This window comes from Bernardetia sp. Wsw4-3y2, from assembly GCF_037126295.1.
GTDB lineage: Bacteria > Bacteroidota > Bacteroidia > Cytophagales > Bernardetiaceae > Bernardetia.
This window is the reverse complement of sequence record NZ_CP147017.1, coordinates 4,695,405-4,714,801: the sequence shown is the minus strand read 5'-3', so window position 1 is coordinate 4,714,801 and position 19,397 is coordinate 4,695,405. Positions and strand designations below refer to the sequence as shown.

16 protein-coding genes are annotated in these 19,397 nt (G+C 31.0%); 6 read left to right on the top strand and 10 right to left on the bottom strand.

Annotation, left to right across the window (positions count from 1 at the left end):
- Nucleotides 1-84: 84 nt before the first annotated feature.
- Nucleotides 85-1,932, top strand: coding sequence for an ABC transporter ATP-binding protein (locus tag V9L05_RS19775; protein ID WP_338813614.1), 1,848 nt, complete (start codon nt 85-87; stop codon nt 1,930-1,932).
- Between the two features lie 12 nt (nt 1,933-1,944).
- Here the strand turns inward: V9L05_RS19775 and V9L05_RS19770 are convergent, their stop codons facing one another.
- Nucleotides 1,945-2,868 (bottom strand): hypothetical protein, encoded by a 924-nt coding sequence (locus V9L05_RS19770; RefSeq protein ID WP_338813613.1) that lies wholly within the window; start codon nt 2,866-2,868, stop codon nt 1,945-1,947.
- Nucleotides 2,869-2,997: 129 nt separating this feature from the next.
- Here V9L05_RS19770 and V9L05_RS19765 point away from each other — a divergent pair, with 129 nt between their 5' ends.
- Nucleotides 2,998-3,765, top strand: coding sequence for a TatD family hydrolase (locus tag V9L05_RS19765; protein WP_338813612.1), 768 nt, complete (start codon nt 2,998-3,000; stop codon nt 3,763-3,765).
- Nucleotides 3,766-3,886: 121 nt separating this feature from the next.
- Entirely contained in the window at nt 3,887-5,023 is a 1,137-nt protein-coding gene (locus V9L05_RS19760) for an asparaginase (protein ID WP_338791715.1), read from the top strand.
- A 157-nt stretch (nt 5,024-5,180) separates the two neighbouring features.
- On the opposite strand, the gene nqrF is transcribed toward V9L05_RS19760, so the two are convergent.
- Nucleotides 5,181-6,458, bottom strand: coding sequence for an NADH:ubiquinone reductase (Na(+)-transporting) subunit F (gene nqrF, locus V9L05_RS19755; RefSeq protein WP_338791716.1), 1,278 nt, complete (start codon nt 6,456-6,458; stop codon nt 5,181-5,183).
- 319 nt (nt 6,459-6,777) lie between these two features.
- On the opposite strand from nqrF, the gene V9L05_RS19750 reads away from it, so the two are divergent.
- A complete protein-coding gene (locus V9L05_RS19750; RefSeq protein ID WP_338813611.1) occupies nt 6,778-7,413 on the top strand; it encodes a 2OG-Fe(II) oxygenase in 636 nt (211 codons plus the stop codon).
- Nucleotides 7,414-7,580: 167 nt separating this feature from the next.
- Here the strand turns inward: V9L05_RS19750 and V9L05_RS19745 are convergent, their stop codons facing one another.
- The 5 genes from V9L05_RS19745 to V9L05_RS19725 all read right to left on the bottom strand — a co-directional run bounded on the left by V9L05_RS19745 (nt 7,581) and on the right by V9L05_RS19725 (nt 12,834).
- A complete protein-coding gene (locus tag V9L05_RS19745) occupies nt 7,581-8,108 on the bottom strand; it encodes an NADH-quinone oxidoreductase subunit B family protein (protein ID WP_338791718.1) in 528 nt (175 codons plus the stop codon).
- A gap of 68 nt (nt 8,109-8,176) precedes the next feature.
- Nucleotides 8,177-9,538, bottom strand: a complete 1,362-nt coding sequence (locus V9L05_RS19740; RefSeq protein ID WP_338791719.1) for a DUF349 domain-containing protein — start codon at nt 9,536-9,538, stop codon at nt 8,177-8,179.
- 425 nt (nt 9,539-9,963) lie between these two features.
- The gene (locus V9L05_RS19735; RefSeq protein WP_338791720.1) at nt 9,964-10,899 is read right to left on the bottom strand and encodes a DMT family transporter; all 936 of its coding nucleotides are present in this window, start codon (nt 10,897-10,899) and stop codon (nt 9,964-9,966) included.
- A gap of 138 nt (nt 10,900-11,037) precedes the next feature.
- Complete coding sequence (locus V9L05_RS19730) at nt 11,038-11,835, bottom strand: GH25 family lysozyme (RefSeq protein WP_338813610.1); 798 nt, start codon at nt 11,833-11,835, stop codon at nt 11,038-11,040.
- Between the two features lie 42 nt (nt 11,836-11,877).
- Nucleotides 11,878-12,834: a DUF4846 domain-containing protein gene (locus tag V9L05_RS19725; RefSeq protein ID WP_338813609.1), complete on the bottom strand. Its 957-nt coding sequence runs from the start codon at nt 12,832-12,834 to the stop codon at nt 11,878-11,880.
- Between the two features lie 26 nt (nt 12,835-12,860).
- On the opposite strand from V9L05_RS19725, the gene V9L05_RS19720 reads away from it, so the two are divergent.
- Both V9L05_RS19720 and V9L05_RS19715 read left to right on the top strand, forming a co-directional pair.
- On the top strand, nt 12,861-13,628 hold the full coding sequence (locus V9L05_RS19720) for a methyltransferase (RefSeq protein ID WP_338791723.1): 768 nt from the start codon (nt 12,861-12,863) through the stop codon (nt 13,626-13,628).
- Between the two features lie 222 nt (nt 13,629-13,850).
- Nucleotides 13,851-14,162 carry a transcriptional regulator gene (locus V9L05_RS19715; protein WP_338791724.1) on the top strand — a complete coding sequence of 104 codons (312 nt, stop codon included), beginning with the start codon at nt 13,851-13,853 and terminating at the stop codon, nt 14,160-14,162.
- Nucleotides 14,163-14,194: 32 nt separating this feature from the next.
- On the opposite strand, the gene V9L05_RS19710 is transcribed toward V9L05_RS19715, so the two are convergent.
- From V9L05_RS19710 to V9L05_RS19700, 3 genes are all read right to left on the bottom strand, one after another.
- Entirely contained in the window at nt 14,195-15,094 is a 900-nt protein-coding gene (locus tag V9L05_RS19710) for a hypothetical protein (RefSeq protein ID WP_338813608.1), read from the bottom strand.
- A 77-nt stretch (nt 15,095-15,171) separates the two neighbouring features.
- A complete protein-coding gene (locus V9L05_RS19705; RefSeq protein WP_338813607.1) occupies nt 15,172-15,759 on the bottom strand; it encodes a SpoIIE family protein phosphatase in 588 nt (195 codons plus the stop codon).
- On the bottom strand, nt 15,750-19,385 hold the full coding sequence (locus V9L05_RS19700; RefSeq protein WP_338813606.1) for a two-component regulator propeller domain-containing protein: 3,636 nt from the start codon (nt 19,383-19,385) through the stop codon (nt 15,750-15,752). The genes V9L05_RS19705 and V9L05_RS19700 overlap by 10 nt, the downstream gene beginning before the upstream one ends.
- Nucleotides 19,386-19,397 lie beyond the last annotated feature (12 nt).

Sequence of the window (19,397 nt, the reverse complement as noted above, 5' to 3'; positions counted from 1 at the left end):
TTCTTAAACTCCCTAATTAATTTTTTATATAAATACACAAAGCTTACCTACTGCATTTAACTGGTAACTGATAACTGATAACTGATGAAAGTGATTTGGCGATTAATGGGCTTTATGCGACCTTTTCGGTCTTTTGTGCCTTTTTATATTTTGGTTTCTATATTAGCAATTATTTTTGGAGCAATTAATTTTACACTTCTAGCTCCTCTGTTAAAAATTCTTTTTTTAGATGAAACACCTACACAGATTGCTGTAGCAGCACCTATATTTTCTTGGTCATTGACTTATTTTGAAGATATTTTCAATTATTATTTTTACAAAATTATAATTGAAGAAGGAAAAATGGAAGCTCTTTACTTTGTTTGTAAAGTATTGGTTATTACTGTTTTCTTATCTAATATATTTCGTTATTTGGCGTTATTTATTGTCAATACTGTTCGCTTGAAAGCAACTGTAAAACTTCAAAATCAACTTTTTGAAAACATTCTTTCCTTAAATGTAGGTTATTTTTCACAGGAGCGAAAAGGAGATTTGATGTCTCGTTTTTCAAATGATGCTAGAGAAGTAGAAGTTTGGGTGTACAACGAATTTAAGGTTTTGATTCGTGCTCCCCTTACCTTTATAGTTTATTTTAGTTTGCTTGTTTATTGGTCTTGGGAACTCACTTTATTTGCATTTATATTTTTACCTATTTCTGGTGGAATCATTGCCCTTATTTCCCGTAAACTTCGCAAAAGTAGCGATATTTCACAGACTGTATTAGGTGATATGTTGTCTATGTTAGATGAACTTTTATCAGGAATAAAGATTGTAAATGCTTTTAATGCACAAAATTTTATTCTTTCAAGGTTTGAAAAATTAAATGAACTTTACCGTTCTTCTAGAACCTCTTATGATAATAAAAGAGACATTTCTGCACCTATTTCTGAGTTTTTAGGAGTCGCTACCATTGCAGTTTTATTATTATATGGTGGAAATATGGTTTTGACAGAACAAATAACTGCTGGAACTTTTCTCGTTTATATTGCTGTCTTTTCTCAAATTATTCCTCCTATAAAAGATATGTCTACACTCATTACTAACCTACAAAGGGGAATCATTGCAGGAAAAAGAGTTTTTGAAGTGTTGGATATTCAAACTTCTATTAATGACCTTCCTGATGCAAAAGAACTAAAACAGTTTTCTGATAAAATAGAAATCAAAGATCTTCATTTTTCTTATAAAATAAGTAAAGAAGAAGAAGGAATTATAGAAAAGCAGGTTTTAAATGGAATAAACCTAACCATAAACAAAGGTGAAATAGTTGCTTTAGTAGGAATGTCAGGAGGAGGGAAATCTACTCTTGCCGATTTGGTTGCTCGTTTTTATGACCCACAACAAGGAGATATTTTATTAGACAACCGTTCTTTGAGAGAATGGACACTTCACTCTTTGCATTCTCACATGGGAATTGTTACACAAGAAGCTATTTTATTTAATGATACAATTTTCAATAATATTGCCTTTGGAATAGAAACGGCAACACAAAAAGATGTAGAAAAAGCTGCCAAAATTGCCAATGCACACGAATTTATCATCAAAACTGAAGACGGTTATCAAACAAATATCGGCGATAGAGGAAGCAAACTTTCAGGAGGACAACGCCAACGCATCAGTATTGCAAGAGCTGTTTTGAAAAACCCTGCTATTTTGATTTTAGATGAAGCTACTTCTGCCCTAGATTCTGAATCCGAACAACTTGTACAAGAAGCTCTTTATAAATTGATGGAAGGACGAACTACACTTGTAATTGCACACCGTTTGAGTACCATTCAACATGCTGATAAAATTGTAGTGATTAATGATGGAAAGGTAATTGAAACAGGAACACATCAAAATCTAATAGAAAAACAAGGCGCATATTCTAAATTGGTAGAAATGCAAATGATGTAGCATTTGTATTTTCTATCTTAAAGAATAAACAAAGAGTGTATCATTTTCAATTTCAAAAATAGTCTGACAAAACGAAATACTATTTTGATTTTTGGGTAGAATTGTACACGCATCATAAGGCATTCCAAACATCATTGGTTCAAGGCTAGTTTCAAGTGTATCTATACTTTTATCTTGATGCACTTGAATAGTAAAATATTCTGTTCTAGAAGGTGCTGGCATTAAATTGTATTCTCTTCTATATTCATTCAATTTTTTATCTTCTTTGGGTGCTGTCAAAAATAAAATCATTGAATTTTTGTAAGGAATAAAACCAAGTAAATGATGACTTAGATTATCATAAAAAAATACTTCTTCAGCTTTTTCATAGATTTTCATCATTTCTTCGTGTGAATTTCTGTACGCTTGACTAACCAAAGAATCAAAATTATCATTTGAAGTAAGCATTTTAGGATTTTCAATTCTCATAATAGAAGAATAACAACCCATGTGACAATCCATTCCAATTATCCAGTATGAATCCTCCAAATAATAAATAGCTTGAGGATTATCCATAATTGTATAATAAAAAATACCTGTTTTCTTGTCTTCGAAAATGACTAAAGAAGTACCATAGTCATAAGGAATTACTCTTATTTTATAATTTTCATCTTCTCCTTTTAATGGTTTATCATTTGAATTAAATGTAAAATAAATCTGAAAATAATTTTCAGTTTTGGCAGTATCTACCAATTTATTATCCTTGATTTGAGCAAAATAGATTCTATCTCTTGTTACTAATTCAAAACAAAATTCTTTCTCATTATAACCCTTAAAACTTTCTATTTTTCGATGCTGAATAGTTATTTTTGGCTTTTTGAGTTTATTTTCTGTATTCTGACAAGAAATCAAACCAAGAAATAAAATACTCAAATAGACACAAAAAAGTAATTTCATAGGTTTTGAAAAAATTAAATTATCAAAATTAAAAAATGAGTTCAAAGTATTATTTTATCTTTGTAAAAAACTAAAAATCAAAGGTAATTAACTGATTACTGGTAACTGATAAAACTGATAACTGAAAATATGAATTTTATAGACACGCACGCCCATTTGTACGACAAAAAATTTAAACCTGACTGGAATGAGTTAGTAGATAGACTCAATGATACAGGAATAGAACGAGTTTACTTACCAAATATTGACCACGCTTCCATCGAACCCATGTTTGAAATTGAAGCAAAAGACAAAGAGCGTTTTATTCCTATGATGGGTTTGCACCCTTGTTCGGTCAAGAAAGATTTTGAAAAGGAATTATATATTGTGGAAGAATGGCTCAATAAACGCAAGTTTTCAGCTGTTGGAGAAATTGGACTGGATTTATATTGGGATAAATCATTTTTCGAACAGCAAAAAGAAGCCTTTGAAATTCAGATAAATTGGGCTAAAAAATTCAATATTCCGATTGCAATTCATACACGAGAATCAACTGACGAAGCATTAGATATTTTAGAAAATCTCAAAGATGATAACTTAAAAGGTGTCTTTCATTGTTTTGGTGGAACTTTGCAGCAAGCTGAAAGAATTCAAAAACTAGACTTTTTGATGGGAATTGGTGGAGTAGTTACTTACAAAAATGGAGGTTTAGATAAAGTCTTGCCAAGCGTAGATTTGAAACATTTGATTTTGGAAACTGATGCTCCTTACCTTTCGCCTGTTCCACACAGAGGAAAACGAAATGAAAGCAGTTACATTCCAATTATTGCCAAGCAAATTGCTGAAATAAAAGGACTTACCATAAAAGAAGTAGCTGAAAAAACTACTCAAAATGCGAAAATACTTTTTGGAGAATAAGGATTAGGAGCGAGAGGAGTGCAAAATGACAAATACAAGAATTAGAAAATAAAAATTAAATTTACAACGTACTAGTAATTGAAATTAACTGATTACTGGTAACTAATTACTGGTAACTGAAATGCTTTTAGACCAATACAACATCATAAAATTACGTACTGCTGCTGACGAGGATTGCAAAACGTCAATTTTGGTAATTTATACAGGAGGAACAATCGGAATGGATTACGATGAAAATGGTAGTCTTGTCCCTTTTGATTTTGAAATTTTATTGGAAAAAGTTCCTGAACTGACTCGTTTTAAGTTTTGGCTGACAATGCTTGTTCCTTTCGAACCTATGGATTCTTCAAATATGGGAACAGAGCATTGGCTCAGTATGAGTTGGTTAATTGAAGAATTATATGATGAGTTTGACGGCTTTGTGATTTTGCATGGAACAGATACGATGTCTTATTCAGCTTCTGCAATGAGCTTTTTACTTCAAAATTTAGCTAAACCTGTAATTCTGACTGGCGCACAAATTCCGATAAGCGCACACCGAACTGATGCAAGAGAAAATTTAATTGGAGCTTTAGAAATTGCTTCTATGCAAGAAAATAAAAAACAGATTACCATTACAGAAGATGGAAGTGAAATAATTAAGGAACAAAATGTAGCTCTAGTTCCAGAAGTATGTGTCTATTTTGATAATCTGCTCTTGAGAGGAAATCGTTCTAAAAAAGTTCAGAGTCTAAACTTCACAGCCTTCGAATCTCAAAATTATCCTCATCTTGCTGAAGCAGGAATTTTTATTAATTATTCTAAAAGCTATATTCTTCCTGTTCCGACAAGAAAACTAGATTTTAAAAGTGCAATGGATAATAATGTGGTACTTTGGAAAATCCATCCTAGTATGAATCCGAAATATTATCTTCCAATGCTAGAAAATGAAAATCTAAAAGGCTTAGTTTTGGAGTCATTTGGTTCTGGAAACATTCCAACTGAAAAATGGATTATCGATATTTTAGAAAAAATTATTAATCGTGGAGTAGTCGTTGTAAATGTTTCTCAATGTGCTGGTGGTTATGTTTTGCAAGGACATTATGAAACAAGTCACGCCCTCACACAAATAGGCGTAATTAGTGGAAATGACTTGACTTCAGAAGCTGCACTTACAAAACTTATGTATCTCTTTGGAAATTATGACCACCAAAAAGAGAAGGAAAGAATAATTGAATTGCTACAAACTCCTCTTTGTGGAGAAATGACTTTGTTTTGATAAAAAATAATACTTTTTCACTCTAAAGAGTGAGCTACATAAATGACATAAAAAAAATGCTTGAAATTTCTAATTAGAAATTTCAAGCATTTTTTATTTATAAATAATGAAGTTAATGGTTTTACATTCATAATTCACCATTCATAATTTCACTTTCTTATCCACCAAAATCATCAAACATGATGTGTTCTTGTGGAACGCCATAATCATCTAACATTTTCAAAACGGCTGCATTCATCATTGGAGGACCACAGAAATAAAATTCAATTTCTTCTGGATCTTCATGTTTAGAAAGATAATTATCTATCAAAGATTGATGAACAAAACCTACTTTACCATCCCAATTATCTTCTGGTAATGGTTCTGAAAGTACAATATTAAATGTAAAATTCGGAAATTCTTTTTCGATAGCTCTAAATTCATCTACATAGAAAAGCTCTCTTTTCGAACGTCCACCATACCAAAACGAAACCTTACGGTCAGATTTTAATGTATGGAATAAGTGGAAAATATGAGAACGCAATGGAGCCATACCAGCACCACCACCGATATAAATCATTTCTTTGTTTGTATCTTTAATAAAGAACTCACCATAAGGTCCTGAGATATTTACTTTATCTCCTTCTTTACAATTAAATACATAAGAAGAACATTTACCTGGATTTACATCCATCCATTTGTTATTTGCTCTATCCCAAGGTGGAGTAGCAATACGAATGTTAAGCATGACAATATTTCCCTCTGCTGGGTGATTTGCCATAGAATAAGCTCTAAATTCTAGCTCATCATTAACCATTTTCAAATCCCAAAGACCAAATTTGTTCCATTCGTCTCTAAATTTATCTTTTCCACCTGGATCATTTGGAAGTGGACTAATATCTATGTTTTTGAAATCTACTGTAATTGGAGGAACATCAATCTGAATATATCCACCTGACTCAAAGTGTAAACTCTCCCCTGGAGGTAACTCTACTACAAATTCTTTGATAAAAGAAGCTACATTGTAGTTAGATTTGACAGTACATTCCCATTTTTTGATTCCAAAAATCTCTTCTGGAATACGGATTTGCATGTCTTTCTTTACCTTCACTTGACAAGCCAAACGAACATTTTCTTTTTGTTCAGAGCGACTCAAATGTCCGACTTCGGTAGGCAAAACATCGCCACCACCGTCATCTACGATACATTTACACATGGCACAAGTACCACCACCACCACAGGCAGAAGGTAAAAATATTTTGTTATCGCCAAGTGTAGAAAGGAGTGTTGAGCCAGCAGCAACAACAATCGGATCGCCATCATTACCATTCACAGTAATTTTTACATCTCCACTTTGTACTAATTGTGCCTTTGCAACAAGAAGCAATCCTACAAGAAGAAGTGTAACAACTCCGAAAACGGCAAGTCCTGCAAGAATTACAGTTAAATTGATCATGTATTCTGTTTTTTTATAGGTTTTTTATAGTTCTGGTTTTGCGTTTGAATAAATTACTTAATAAGGATTCGTTTATTGAATAATATAGCTACAAATATACGTTCAAAAATTATCAAATACCAATAGCAATTCATCAAAAAACACGTTTTATTTTAAAATTTTGCTATTTTTCTTAAAATCTAAATTAAAACAAGATGTAAAAAGAAGTTTGAAACAAGAAATTTTTGTTGGTCTTTTATCTGTAACTTTGTGATTCAGAATAAGAAAGACATGTAGTAGAAAATTGTTTAAAAAAATTATAACTCATTCAAAAAAAATTATGAATTCAATACCTTTAATAGAATCAGATAAAATAAATCTTCTTATTGACGGTTTAGCAGATAAAGGATGGGCAACTGTTGATGATTTTTTGCCTTTAGAAATTGCAAATTCTCTTCGAAAAGAATTAAATGATGAATATGAAAAAGGCGAATTTGACCCAGCAGGAATAGGCAGACGAGGTGTAGATTGGCAATTACGCCCAGAAATACGAAGTGATTATGTAAAATGGCTTCAACCCAATGACTTGACAGAATTTCAACAACTTTACTGGACTCAAATAGATAATTTCAAACAGACTCTCAATCAAGAATTATATTTATCATTAAATAACTTTGAGGGACATTTTGCTATCTATCCTCCAAAAAGTTTTTATAAAAAGCACTTAGACAACCATCAAACAGCTCAAAGACGTTTTATTTCTTGCATTCTTTATTTTAATCAAGACTGGAAAGAAGAAGATGGAGGAAAACTTAGAATCTATGATAAAGATGATAAAAACAAAGTTGAAACTGATATTTTACCTATCTTTAATCGTTTTGTTTGTATGCGAAGTGAGATGATTTGGCATGAAGTTCTGCCAAGTGAAAAACGAAACAGAATGAGCATAACAGGTTGGCTCAGAAGAGAAATATAAAATTAGCTCAATATTAAACATTATCACGGTTATTTACAGGTCTAATAATTAGCAAGTTATAGACAACAAAACAGTCTTATTTTTCCGTAGCGACAGGTTTGCAAACCTGTCGCTACGGAAAAATGAACATTACTAAATTAACCGTGATAACCTTTATTAAGCTAATTTTATTTTTTGAGATTCAAAATACCTGTTGGTGTAGGAGCTTGGGAACGAATTTTTTCTTGTAACTTCAAAATTCCTCCAATAAGAGCTTCTGGGCGTGGAGGACAGCCAGCTACATACACATCAACAGGAATTATTCTGTCTACTCCTTTTACCACATGATAGCCATGTTCCCAATAAGGTCCTCCACAATTGGCACAACTTCCCATCGAAATTACATAACGAGGTTCTGCCATTTGTTCATAAAGGCGTTTTATTCTATCAGCCATTTTGAAAGTTACTGTTCCTGCCACAATCATAACATCAGACTGACGAGGAGAGGCACGAGGAAAAACACCAAAACGATCTAAATCGTAGTGAGGAGCATAAGTTCCCATCATTTCGATAGCACAACATGCCAAACCAAAAGTCATAGGCCAAAGAGATGATAACCTAGCCCACTGTATAAGATTTTCTAAAGAAGTAACCACCAAACCTCCTTGTCCTGTTTTTTCGGATTGTGTGAGTTTGGTGGTAGTTGGAATATTCATTTTTTATATAAATACGTTTTGTAAACTAAATTACACAGTAGTTTTTTTGCAGCTTGAACGCTATTTTACTAAAAATTATAGCTACTGTTGAGTTGATTTTGAAACTTTTTAGATAACCTTTTCTTTGTTCGGATTACATTCAAAAGATTCATATATTCGGAACGAACAGGTGCATGAGAAGGCTCATTTCTATCAAACATAGGTCTGCCATAACTATCTTGAGGAATGTTCTTAGCAATTTGTTGAAGTTTTGGTTCTTCTTCTCTAATGCTATCTTTGATAAGTTTGATTTTGAGTTTTAATTGTTCGAAACCAGTTTTTTCTTCGTAGCCTTCAAAGTTTTGTTTTGCATCATTTTCTAAAAATACATGCGTAAATATCTCACTACAAGCAGCATGAAAACGATTGTTTAATAAACGGTCTTCATCATTGTTTTTAATGATACCCATTTTTTTCCATTGCACTTGTTTTGTCTTGACATTATTCAAATGTACATTTTCAAACTTATTTGCAATTTCTTCTACTTCTTCAGTCATTTTGCGTTTGGCTTCCAAGATTCCCTCTGGAGTAGTTGGAATGGGTGGTTCTTGACGATACGACCCATAACTATCATTGCTCTGCTCAGGATTACCAAAGAAAATATCAACTTCTCGTTTATAGTTTCTATATAATTTTAGGTATTTCCATTTCGGAATTACGCCTACATCTTTCCATGCTTTTTGCAAGTCTATTACTTCTTGACGCATTTCAGGTGTTTTTTCTTTTTGATAATTGAGCTTTCTAACTTTATTACTAATACGTTTGTATTTCAGAATTCGCTCATCATTGACAATTCTTTCATTATCAAAAAATGCTTTTCGTCGTTCAAAAAAAACATCTAAGCATCTATCAAATTCTTCTGACATTTCTTCGTCTTCTTCACCCACACTGCCTGTTCGTATCCAGCGCATTTTGAGGTCTTTAAGATATTCAGAAACTTCTTCCCAGTCGTCGCTATCTTTAAGCTCTTGTGCTTCGGCTAATAAAGCCGTTTTTATTTCTGTGTTTTTTACTCTATTTTCAGAAATATAGTCTTCAATTCCTTGTTCTAATTCTAAAATACGTTTTTCTACGGCTGTATAGTCACCTATAGAGTTGTAAGTTTCTAAAGATTCTCTAATATGAACCAGTTTCATAAGATAAGAACCTTTATTTTGAGATTCTTCGATAGCTTGTGCTACTTCTTCTACTTTCTCTAATAATTTTTGATAACGGTCTTCAAAATAAGCAATACTTGCTTCTGCACTTTCTTTGACTACTCCGATTTGTCTGTCTGATTTGTCATTGTATGCTTTTAAGTAAACATTATTGTCTTTAATATAACCGAAAGAATTTGATACTGAATTTGAGTCGTGATTGGTAGTTGAGTTGGCTGAATTTGTGGTGGACATTGTTTGTAGTGATTTTTTTGAGTGATTAAAATAAACCTAATTTAAAGTAAATTTAGGCTTAAAAGGCAATGGTTTTGAGAAAATTAAAATTTGCACAATTTGTATAAAATAAAGCAATAAAAAAGCCTAATTTTATTCTAGCTACATTGTATGAATCTGTTTAAAAATTATTTTCTGTACAGAATTCCGAAACAGAATGTCGTATTAACTAAAGAATAGATTATTTTGTTAAAAAAGAACTAAATTTATTTTTGAGATAAATAATTTAACTGTTCCAAAACTAAGATACAATTTTTTTGGAAAAATAGAATAAAGAATAGTATAAAATTACAAGTATTTTATTAAAAAAATTCCTAATTCTTATATGCACTTATATACAACATAAACAGGGTTAAAACTATTTCTTTTTAATAAAAAATACTAACCTACTTCCATCTATTTGCTACAAAAACACCAAAAATAATCAGAGCCATTCCAATAAAATGTCCAGACTGTAAAGGTTCATCATCAATTACTCCCCAAAAAATGGCTACAATGGGAATAAAATAAGTTACTGTACTTGCAAAAACAGCATCATTGAGTTGAATCACTTTATTAAAAATAATAAGAGCGATTGCTGTTCCGACAACTCCTAAAATAACAATATAAAAAAAGGATTTCCAAACTAAAGCGATAGGAGGAATAAGGGTTGTCTGTGTAGTAATTTCTTGCGTTTCTTGAAAGTGAGACAAAAAAGGTGTTCCAAAAAACAAAAATAAAATAGAAGGAATACCCACAGTAAGAAAAGCACAAGAAGCAATTGGAAAAGAAGCCACTTCTGAAAGATTACTTTTGATTACATTTAGACTAATTCCATAAAAAAAGGCAGCCAAAATAACGAAGACCACATAAATATTTATATCTCCAAAACCTCCTCCTTTTTTGGCAATACTCAAAAGTCCTGCACCTATAAAAGCAATGCCTAAACCTACTAATTGTTTGTATTTTAGTTTCTGACTAAAAAAAAGCGCACCAACTAAAACAGTAAAAAGAGGTGTAAGTCCATTCAAAACGCCTGTAACCGAACTCAGAAGCCGAGTTTGGGCAAGTGGAAAAAGTACAGCAGGAATAGCATTTCCCAAAAGCCCTGAAATAAGCAAATATTTCCATTTTGATTTAGGAATTTTACGTGCATGAAACACAGCAAAAGGCAGTAGAGCTACAAAAGCAGCCGAAATACGCAGCGCACCAATTTCTAAAGGAGAAAAAACAAGTAAACCACGCTTCATCAAAATAAATGAGCTTCCCCAAATAAGAGCAAGTAAAATAAGTAGAAACCAAGATACAACAAGAGGATTTTGAGCAGATGTAGAACTTTTCATAAGAAGAATAAAATTACTTTTTTGCAGAAAAATAGTTGTTTCAATAATTGAAATTGAATGCAAAGGTAGTTTTTATTGAAAGGACATGTTCTTATAAAACGTTATTTTTTAATCGCCTTTAATCAAATTATGATATAGCTAAGAAGCCCAGTTTTTGATTAATTCTTCTTCGTTTCCATTATAGATATTATAATCTATTCCACATTCTAAGTCATCAACTTTATAAAAACAAGGTTTTTCTTCATTTACATTATCTGAACAACAATTCATTTCACAACCAAATTGCCAAAGTGAATAAGTAGTCCAAATTTTCTTATTTTTTCTATGATTTGTATAGTCTTTTTCAAATACTTCTGTAATATCTCCATTTTCAGTAAGTGCAATAATCCAGAGTTTACATTTTTTGAATATTTGACCGTAAAGAGAATCTTCTAATTTTTTGAGATTAGAAACAGAAGAATAAATATGAGGATAACGTCCTGTTTTTTCATAAATACGTGTTACAAAAAGATACGCATTATAAGGCGAAATGAATTCCTTTGTCATTTTGTGCATTTCAAAATCTAAAGCCAAAAACTCTTTTTTTATATACTCTTCTCCTACCATTTTTAAATATTCATCAGCCTGTTTTTTTCCATCTGTATTATGTTTGGGTAGCCAATACGAACCAAAAAGCAAATCGTTTTGGTAGGCTTCTTTTCTTCTTTTATAAAAAATACTACTGTCTTCTGCTGACAGTTTGTGAATAATTCCTTTTATTCTTTTTTCTTTCGTGATTTGATTTATGGTATAATCATTTTTAGAATAAACATCAATAATAATCGGTTTTTCTGTGTCATTCCACGGCTTGATGAAAGAAGCAGATGCTTTCTTAGTTTGTGCATTGGAGATAGAAAAAATTAACACGAAGAAGACTAAACTAAAAATTATTTTCATTTTGTATTTTTTTTAAATTTTAAAAGTAAATATGGTGGCAAGTTATTTTTTATCAAAACTCATCAAATCATTTTGTTCAAAAGTCCATTGAGGAGTAAAGATTTTATCAGATTTATTTTTCGGAATTTCATACCAAGGACTTATCTTATCATCATTAAAGTTTTTCAAAATATGAATATCTTGTGCAGGCATATAGCTTTGAGCCACTAAAAATATCTTTTTATTTGTTTCTGAATGAATCGCCACATCAACTACCAAAACAGCATGCCCAGGAAAGCCACCTTGTATAAAAACATCTCCTATTTCAATGTCTTCAATATTTTTTGGCTTTAATTCTTTGCTAAGTGAAGCCGAACCTGCATACATAAAAACATTATCCATATACTTTAAAAAATTAGTGTAACTTGTATCTACTTTGGCTTTCAAATTCCAATTTACTTTATTTCCTTTAATAGAAGGACGATAACCTGCTGCCCACTTTTCATAAATAGCTGCATCTCCACTTGTATAATTGAATGAAATTTTATCTTTTTGATTAGTTTTGAATAAATATTCGGCACGAAGGCGCATCACAGCATCAGCACATTGTTGCAAATCTCGCTTTCCGACTGAAATATCAAGTACTCTATAATGAACTTGTTGATAATTTTTGAGTTCTCCGTTGTATAATTTTACAGGTGCATTAGGCTCTTTTAATGAAATATGACGAAGGTAATAAGCAAATGAAGTTGAAGAAACTTCTTTTCTAGTATAATCTTGAGGTAATGGAATTTGATAAATTTCTTCTCTGTTTTTTACTGTTGTTTGAGTAGAAGCAATTGAAAGTATTTTTTCAGTTGAATTCTCTTGAACAGAAATAGAATTATCAGTTTTTTTTGAATCTTCAATAATTTCATTGGAATAGCCTTTTTTGACTTTGGTAGAATCAAAACTACAAGAAGTAGTTCCAAAAATAATTAATAAAATAAAGAGAAGTAAAGAAGTGTTTTTAGTTTTCATAAGTTTAGTTTGTAATTTTATAAAAAATGTTTCAATTTAAAAAGTTTAGTATTAATCAAGATAGTTGTGCCATGAAAATCTGTACAGATGCTTGTATTTTTGGTGGTTATATTGATGCTTCTGAAAGTAAACGCATTTTAGACATTGGCACAGGAACAGGTCTTTTATCCTTAATGCTTGCTCAAAGAACAGATAATGCATCAAGTAATTTTGATAAAAAACCAATAATAACAGCTATAGAGATAGAAAAAGAGGCATTTTTGGCAGCTAAAGATAATTTTGAAAAAAGTATCTACAACGAAAGACTAGAGATATATCATAATTCAGCACAAAAATTTTCAAAAAACTACTCTTCTACTTTCGACCACATTATTAGTAATCCTCCTTTTTTTCTTCATCAATCTAAAACAAAAAATACTCCTAAAAACTTAGCTTTGCATAGTGAAGCTCTTTCTTTTAATGAGTTAATAGAGATAATTGACAAATTACTTTCTAAAGATGGAAAATGTGATATTTTACTTCCAGCCTATGAAATGGATGTTTTTATCAAAAAAGCAAAGCATCATAATTTATCGGTTCAAAAAAAAATGAATATCTATACAAGAAAAGAACAAGGTATATTTAGGGTAATAACGAGATTTGTGCGAGATAAATTTGAAGAAAATAGAGAAAAGGAGATTCTGATAACTGATTTTGTTATCTATAAATCAAAGAATGAAAAAGATATTAATTTAAATAGAGGGTATACAGATGAATTTGTGGCACTTTTGAGAGAGTTTTATATTATTTTCTAAACTAACATAAAGGTAGTGTCACTATAAAATAATTCTTTTTGCACTTATTGGTGTCTCAATGAAGATAAATAATAAAAAAACTGTAATTTATTTTAGTTTTTTGCTCAAAATAGTTGCAAATTAAACTTCAAACCTTTTACTTTGTTTATCAAACAATATTCAATTCAAATAGACTTTATAAAATTAATTATTTTATCAAAAAAAATTTAACTTTTTAATTATATGGCAGATTTACGCAGTATCATTACCGATATGGACAAAGAATTCAATAATCGTATTCGCTTAGGACTTATGGCAGCGATGATGATAGAAGATTGGATAGAATTCAAGACAATGAAACATCTTTTAGACCTCACTGATGGTAATTTAGCAAGTCATGTAGCTGCACTAGAAAACTGTGGTTATATGGAAGTTCGTAAAAAGTTTATTGGCAAACGCCCAAATACTTCGTATAAAATTACTCCAACAGGAAGACGTGCTTTCGAACATCATTTACAACAGATGGAAGAGCTTATCAAAAAAGCTAGAGCATAAAAAAAATAACACACAAAGCGAAGAAATTACTCTCAAATTTCAGTAATTTCTTCACTTTCCATTTTTGAGTTTTTAGGAGAGTTTGGTTTTGCAATCGGACGAATCAAATCAGCTATTTTTTGGGCTACTCTTTTTGACGTTTCATCAGTATGATGTGTAAAATAAACTTTCTTTGTTTTGAATTTTTTGGCAGAATTTTCTTTGTTTGTCTTGACTAGAAAGAAAATTCCTTTTTTGTGAAGTGTTTTTTTATCTTGATAAATTATTCTCTTTATATCCTTCCAATTTCCTTCTTCGCCTACAAAGCCTAAAATCCCATAGTTTCTTATTGAAAAAGTATATTTTTCTTTATCAAAACAAGCTACTTGATAACGCCCACTCACACTTAAAAACAAAAGTCCTAGAAAAGAAATTCCTGCGGCAATGCCCCAGTAACCCATATACCAATCCCAAGTATTGAGAGAAGGACGTTTATTGAGAATAAAATCATTAAAATTTTTACTAAGTAATTCGGGTGTAAAAGCCACATCAGAAATCCTACGCAATGGATAACGCTCTTGTTGTGAAGTAACAAAAGTAGGATTGTAATGAACAGCTACATCAGATTCACTTTCTAATGATGAAAAATATCCTTTATCCATTCTAATAATTTCAGAAAGAAGAATTGAATCTGTTTTAACACCATTTTTAAAATCAAAATGAGTAATATAACAACGAGTTTCGGCAGTTAATTTTTTTCGTTTCTTATTTTTTTTATTCTTTTGAGTAGTAGTTACTTCCAAAAGTGGTCGCTCACATTTAATAGAAATATATTCAAAGCTCATATAAAAACTCAAGACTAAAATAGTGAGAAATAATCCTGTCCATACAAACCCCATTGCTGTTTTACTACGTACTTCTAATGTTTTTTCAGTTTCTTTTATCTTATACATGAATATTACAACTATTTTTAAAAAAATATTAACTAAATTTTGATTGCATTTTATGTGCCATATCAATTGTACAAAGGTCAAGAAATTTTTGCCATCAAAAAAGTAATATCATCTCTTTGATTCTGATTTCCTTGATAGGTATCTAAAAACTGTTCTAGTTTTTGTTTTTGAGTAGCTAAATTTTGTTCTTTTACAGAATCAATAAAACTAAATAGATTTTGACTACCAATTCGCTCTAATTTTATGTTATGTTGGTCGGCTATTCCATCTGTAAAAAGGTAGATAACTTCATCTTTTTGTATTTCAAAAATTTCTTGCTCAAAAACTCTTTCTTCTTCTTTTTGTCTTCCTCCTATGGATTTTCGTGTGCCTTTAACTAGATTTAATTCTCCATTTTTGGTATAATACATTGGTCTTTTTGCCCCTGCATACACTATTTTAAATGTGTTGGTTTCATTATTTTGTTCTTCATTCTTGACAATTAAACAAATCGAAATATCCATTCCGTCTTGATTTACTTGTTCTAATTTTTCAAGCTTTTCTTTTTTATTTTGGCGCAAAAGCTGACGAATCCCTTCATGTAATTCTTTCAAAATCAATTTTGGCTCTATTATTCCTCTTTGTAATACAATCTCATTTAAAAGCCCGTTTCCAATCAAAGACATAAATGCCCTGGAACTCCATGTCCTGTACAATCTGCTACAGCCAAAACTCTAGCTGATACTTTTCCGTTCAAATCTATGCCTAAAAAAGGATTTTTTTCTTTTTGTTTCTCTTTGAGTAAAATTTTAGAAAACCAATAAAAATCTCCAGAAACACCACTAGAAGGACGATATAAAATTTCGCATTCTGAAAAACTTCGATACATTTTGTTATGAACTGATAAGATAGATTCTTGTATCGTTTGAGCATAACGGATACTATCAGTAAGTTTTTGATTTACTTGATGTGTTTTTTCATGTGCCAAATCTAGTTCGGTATATGTTTCAGCATTTTTAAGAGCAATAGAAATGTAAGTTGCTAATGATTCTAAAATACTAATATGTCTTTCTGTATAAGCATTTTTTTGAAAACTCTGTACAGTCAGAACACCAATTCGGACAGTTTGGTCGTGATTTAAGATAGATAAAGGCACATACACAATAGATTGAGGCTCTTCTCCTTCAATGAGTTCTCCTAAATCTGAAATATAATTTTTATATTCTTTCTCTAAATCATTAATAAAAACGGCTTTTTGGTTATTAAATGACCAATTTCCTATACTTTCTTTATTTACATTTTCACTATGGTCTGGCAACACCACATTTTTTTCGATATAACCTGTATAAAAAAGTTCGTTTTCTTCTTCTCTAAAAAGACCAATTCCAAATCCTTCGACTGCCATAATCGTTTGAATACGCTCATACACCTGTTTTATCACCTCTCTAAGTTCTAAGTTAGATGTAATTTCTTGTCCTATGGTGGTAAGCGTATTTAGATTTTGATAGGATTGTTCTAAATTTTCATTTAGATTTTTTAATGAACTATTTTGCCCTTCAATGGCATCACGCTGCGCCAAAATTTCCTCTCTTTGTTGTTCTAATTCTTCATTTTGAACCAAAACTTCTTGGTTTTTTTCGTTCAAATCTTCATTAGTAGACTTTAACTCCTCATTTTTTACGTTTATTTCGGCTGTTCGCTCTCTGACGGTTTGCTCTAATTTTTGATTTTGTTTTTCTATTTGTGCTACTCTATTTTTGTAAAACAAATATCCTAAACCAAGTATAAATAAAGGTGCAAAAGTCATAAACCACCAAGTTTGGTAAAAAGGAGGAGTTACTTTTATCAATATACTTTTTTCTTCACTCCAAATTCCATCTGCATTAGCTGCCTTTATCTTAAAGGTATACTTTCCTGCTGGAAGGCTTGTATAGGTTGCAAACTTTCGGTTTGCATCTGTATAACTCCACTCTTTATCAAAGCCTTCCATTTTATAGGCAAAACGACTTTTTTGAGGTAAGTAATAACTCAAAGCTGTAAAGTCAAACTCAATTACTCTATCTTGATGTGATAAAATAATTTGATCTACTTGATTAATAGGTTTTTCTAGAGGAGAGTTTTTATTGATAGAATCTCTAATAAAGACCTCCTTACCAAAAAGTTTGAAGCCTGTAAAAGCCATTTTTGGAGCAAAATTATTTTTTCTTAAATAATCTGGGTGAAAAGCATTAAACCCTTCTTTTCCTCCCATAAAAATAATCCCATTTGGAAGGCGAATCAATGCACCACGTTTAAAATCATTAGCTTGAAGTCCATCTAATTTGTCATAATTAATGAATTGAGATTCATCTTTATTATTTTTCTGTGATTTGTTATAAAAAGACAATCCTTTGTTTGTAGTCAGCCAAAAGTTATTATTTGTATCTTCTATAATGGCTTGGATAACATTAGAAGGAAGTCCATTTTTTACAGTAAAGTTTTCAAAGGTAAAATCTGATTGATTATTTTCTATAAGTTTATTCAAACCTCCATTTGTTCCTATCCAAACCGTTCCTTTTTCATCTTCAAAAATAAAATTGATTTGATTATGAGTAATTGATTTCGGATTTTTCACGTCATTCAAAACTCTCTGAAACGCATTTATTTCAGCATCATAGAGGTGCAATCCATTTCTTGTTCCTATCCAAAGTCGATTTTTTTGGTCTTGCAAAACTGCTGTAATATATCCTTCATTCAAAGAAGTAGAATCAGAAGGTTTTGGAAAAAAATGTTCAAATTTTTTAGTTTGAATATCATATTTTGCCAGTCCATAAAGCATTCCGACCCAAATATTTCCATCATTACCCTCTCCTAGAGCTGTTATTTTATCTCCTTTTAGTGCATCAGGATTATTTCTATCAACTTCAAAAACGGTTAGTTTTGCTTTTTGAGTTTGATTATTTGTTTCTAGTTTTGCCAAGCCTTGCCAAGTTCCGACCCAAAGTGAAGATTTATTTTTTGTTTTTAAGAGTGTCGTTATAAGCCCATCCAAAACTGGAGGAGTTTTGTCTGTTTCTAAATAATCTAGCGAAGTTAGTTTTTGATATTCATTTTCAAATTTTAATTTTTCTAGTCCTTTTTCTGTTGCCAGCCAAATTGTTGTTGAATCTTCATATTCAAAATCCCACGTATTTATACTCTGTAATCCTTTTATTTCTCCTGTCCAAAGTCTAAACTGTTGATTTTGAGGAGAAAAATATTCAATTCCTTCTGCATATAATCCTAACCAAATCCCTCCCATATTATCTGCATAAATATCCCAAGCTAAAGCTTCCTTCAATCCAAATTCATAATTCTCTACCACATATCTCGCTTTAAAATTTCCATTCTCATCATATTGAAAAACTCCTGCCCCAAAAGTAGAAAACCACATATTACCCTGCATGTCTTGTGCTGCTGCTGTAACAGGAGGAGTAGGAATTTTTTTAATAAATTCTTCTTTTTCTGTATCAAAAATATAAACCCCTTCATCCCAAGTAAGTATCCAAAGTCTGTTTTGATTATCTAAAAAAAGCTTCGAAATACTTGCCGTACCATCCGAATTTGGAAGATAAAAATTTTTAAATGTTCCGTCTTGATAGAGTTGTAAAATGGTAGTCGTAATCCAAACCTTATTTTGTTTGTCAATCTGAATAGCTGTTACGTTATTATCTTTTAATGAAGTTGAATCTTTTTCATCATTTAAGAAAGTAGTGAAGTGTGTTTTTTCTACATCAAGAATTTGCAATCCTCCACGTTTTGTACCTATCCATACGAGTTCTTTTTCATTGTTTTGTTGTACTGCCAAACTTTGAATGGTAACATCTGAAATTGTGTTCTCTTTTCGTTCTGTTTGTTTTAAAATAGAAACAGGATAATGAAAAAAGCCCTTACTTTGATAATCAAAATAGTTTAAACCTCCATTATTTGTACCTATCCAAATTTTTTCTGTTTCTTGATTTTCATTTATACTTTGAGCAAGAGAGAGAATATATGTATCTGATAACCCTTCTGAAAATCCAGCTTTCAAAGTTGGCGCACTTCTATAATTTTGAAAAGAGTAGGCATCAAAACGACTCAATCCATCTCTAGTTCCGAACCACATAAAACCTTTTTTGTCCTGCAAAATACATTTTACACTATTATTAGCAAGTCCATTATCAGTAGAGTATTGAGTAAAAAGCACAGAAGGAGCAACAGGCGAAACGGAGTTTTGCTGTGCTAAAATAGTTGTTGCATCTATAAAAAAAATTATTATTAGCAGAGGGAATGCTAACAAAAGGGGAAAACGCATATATTTTTGAAT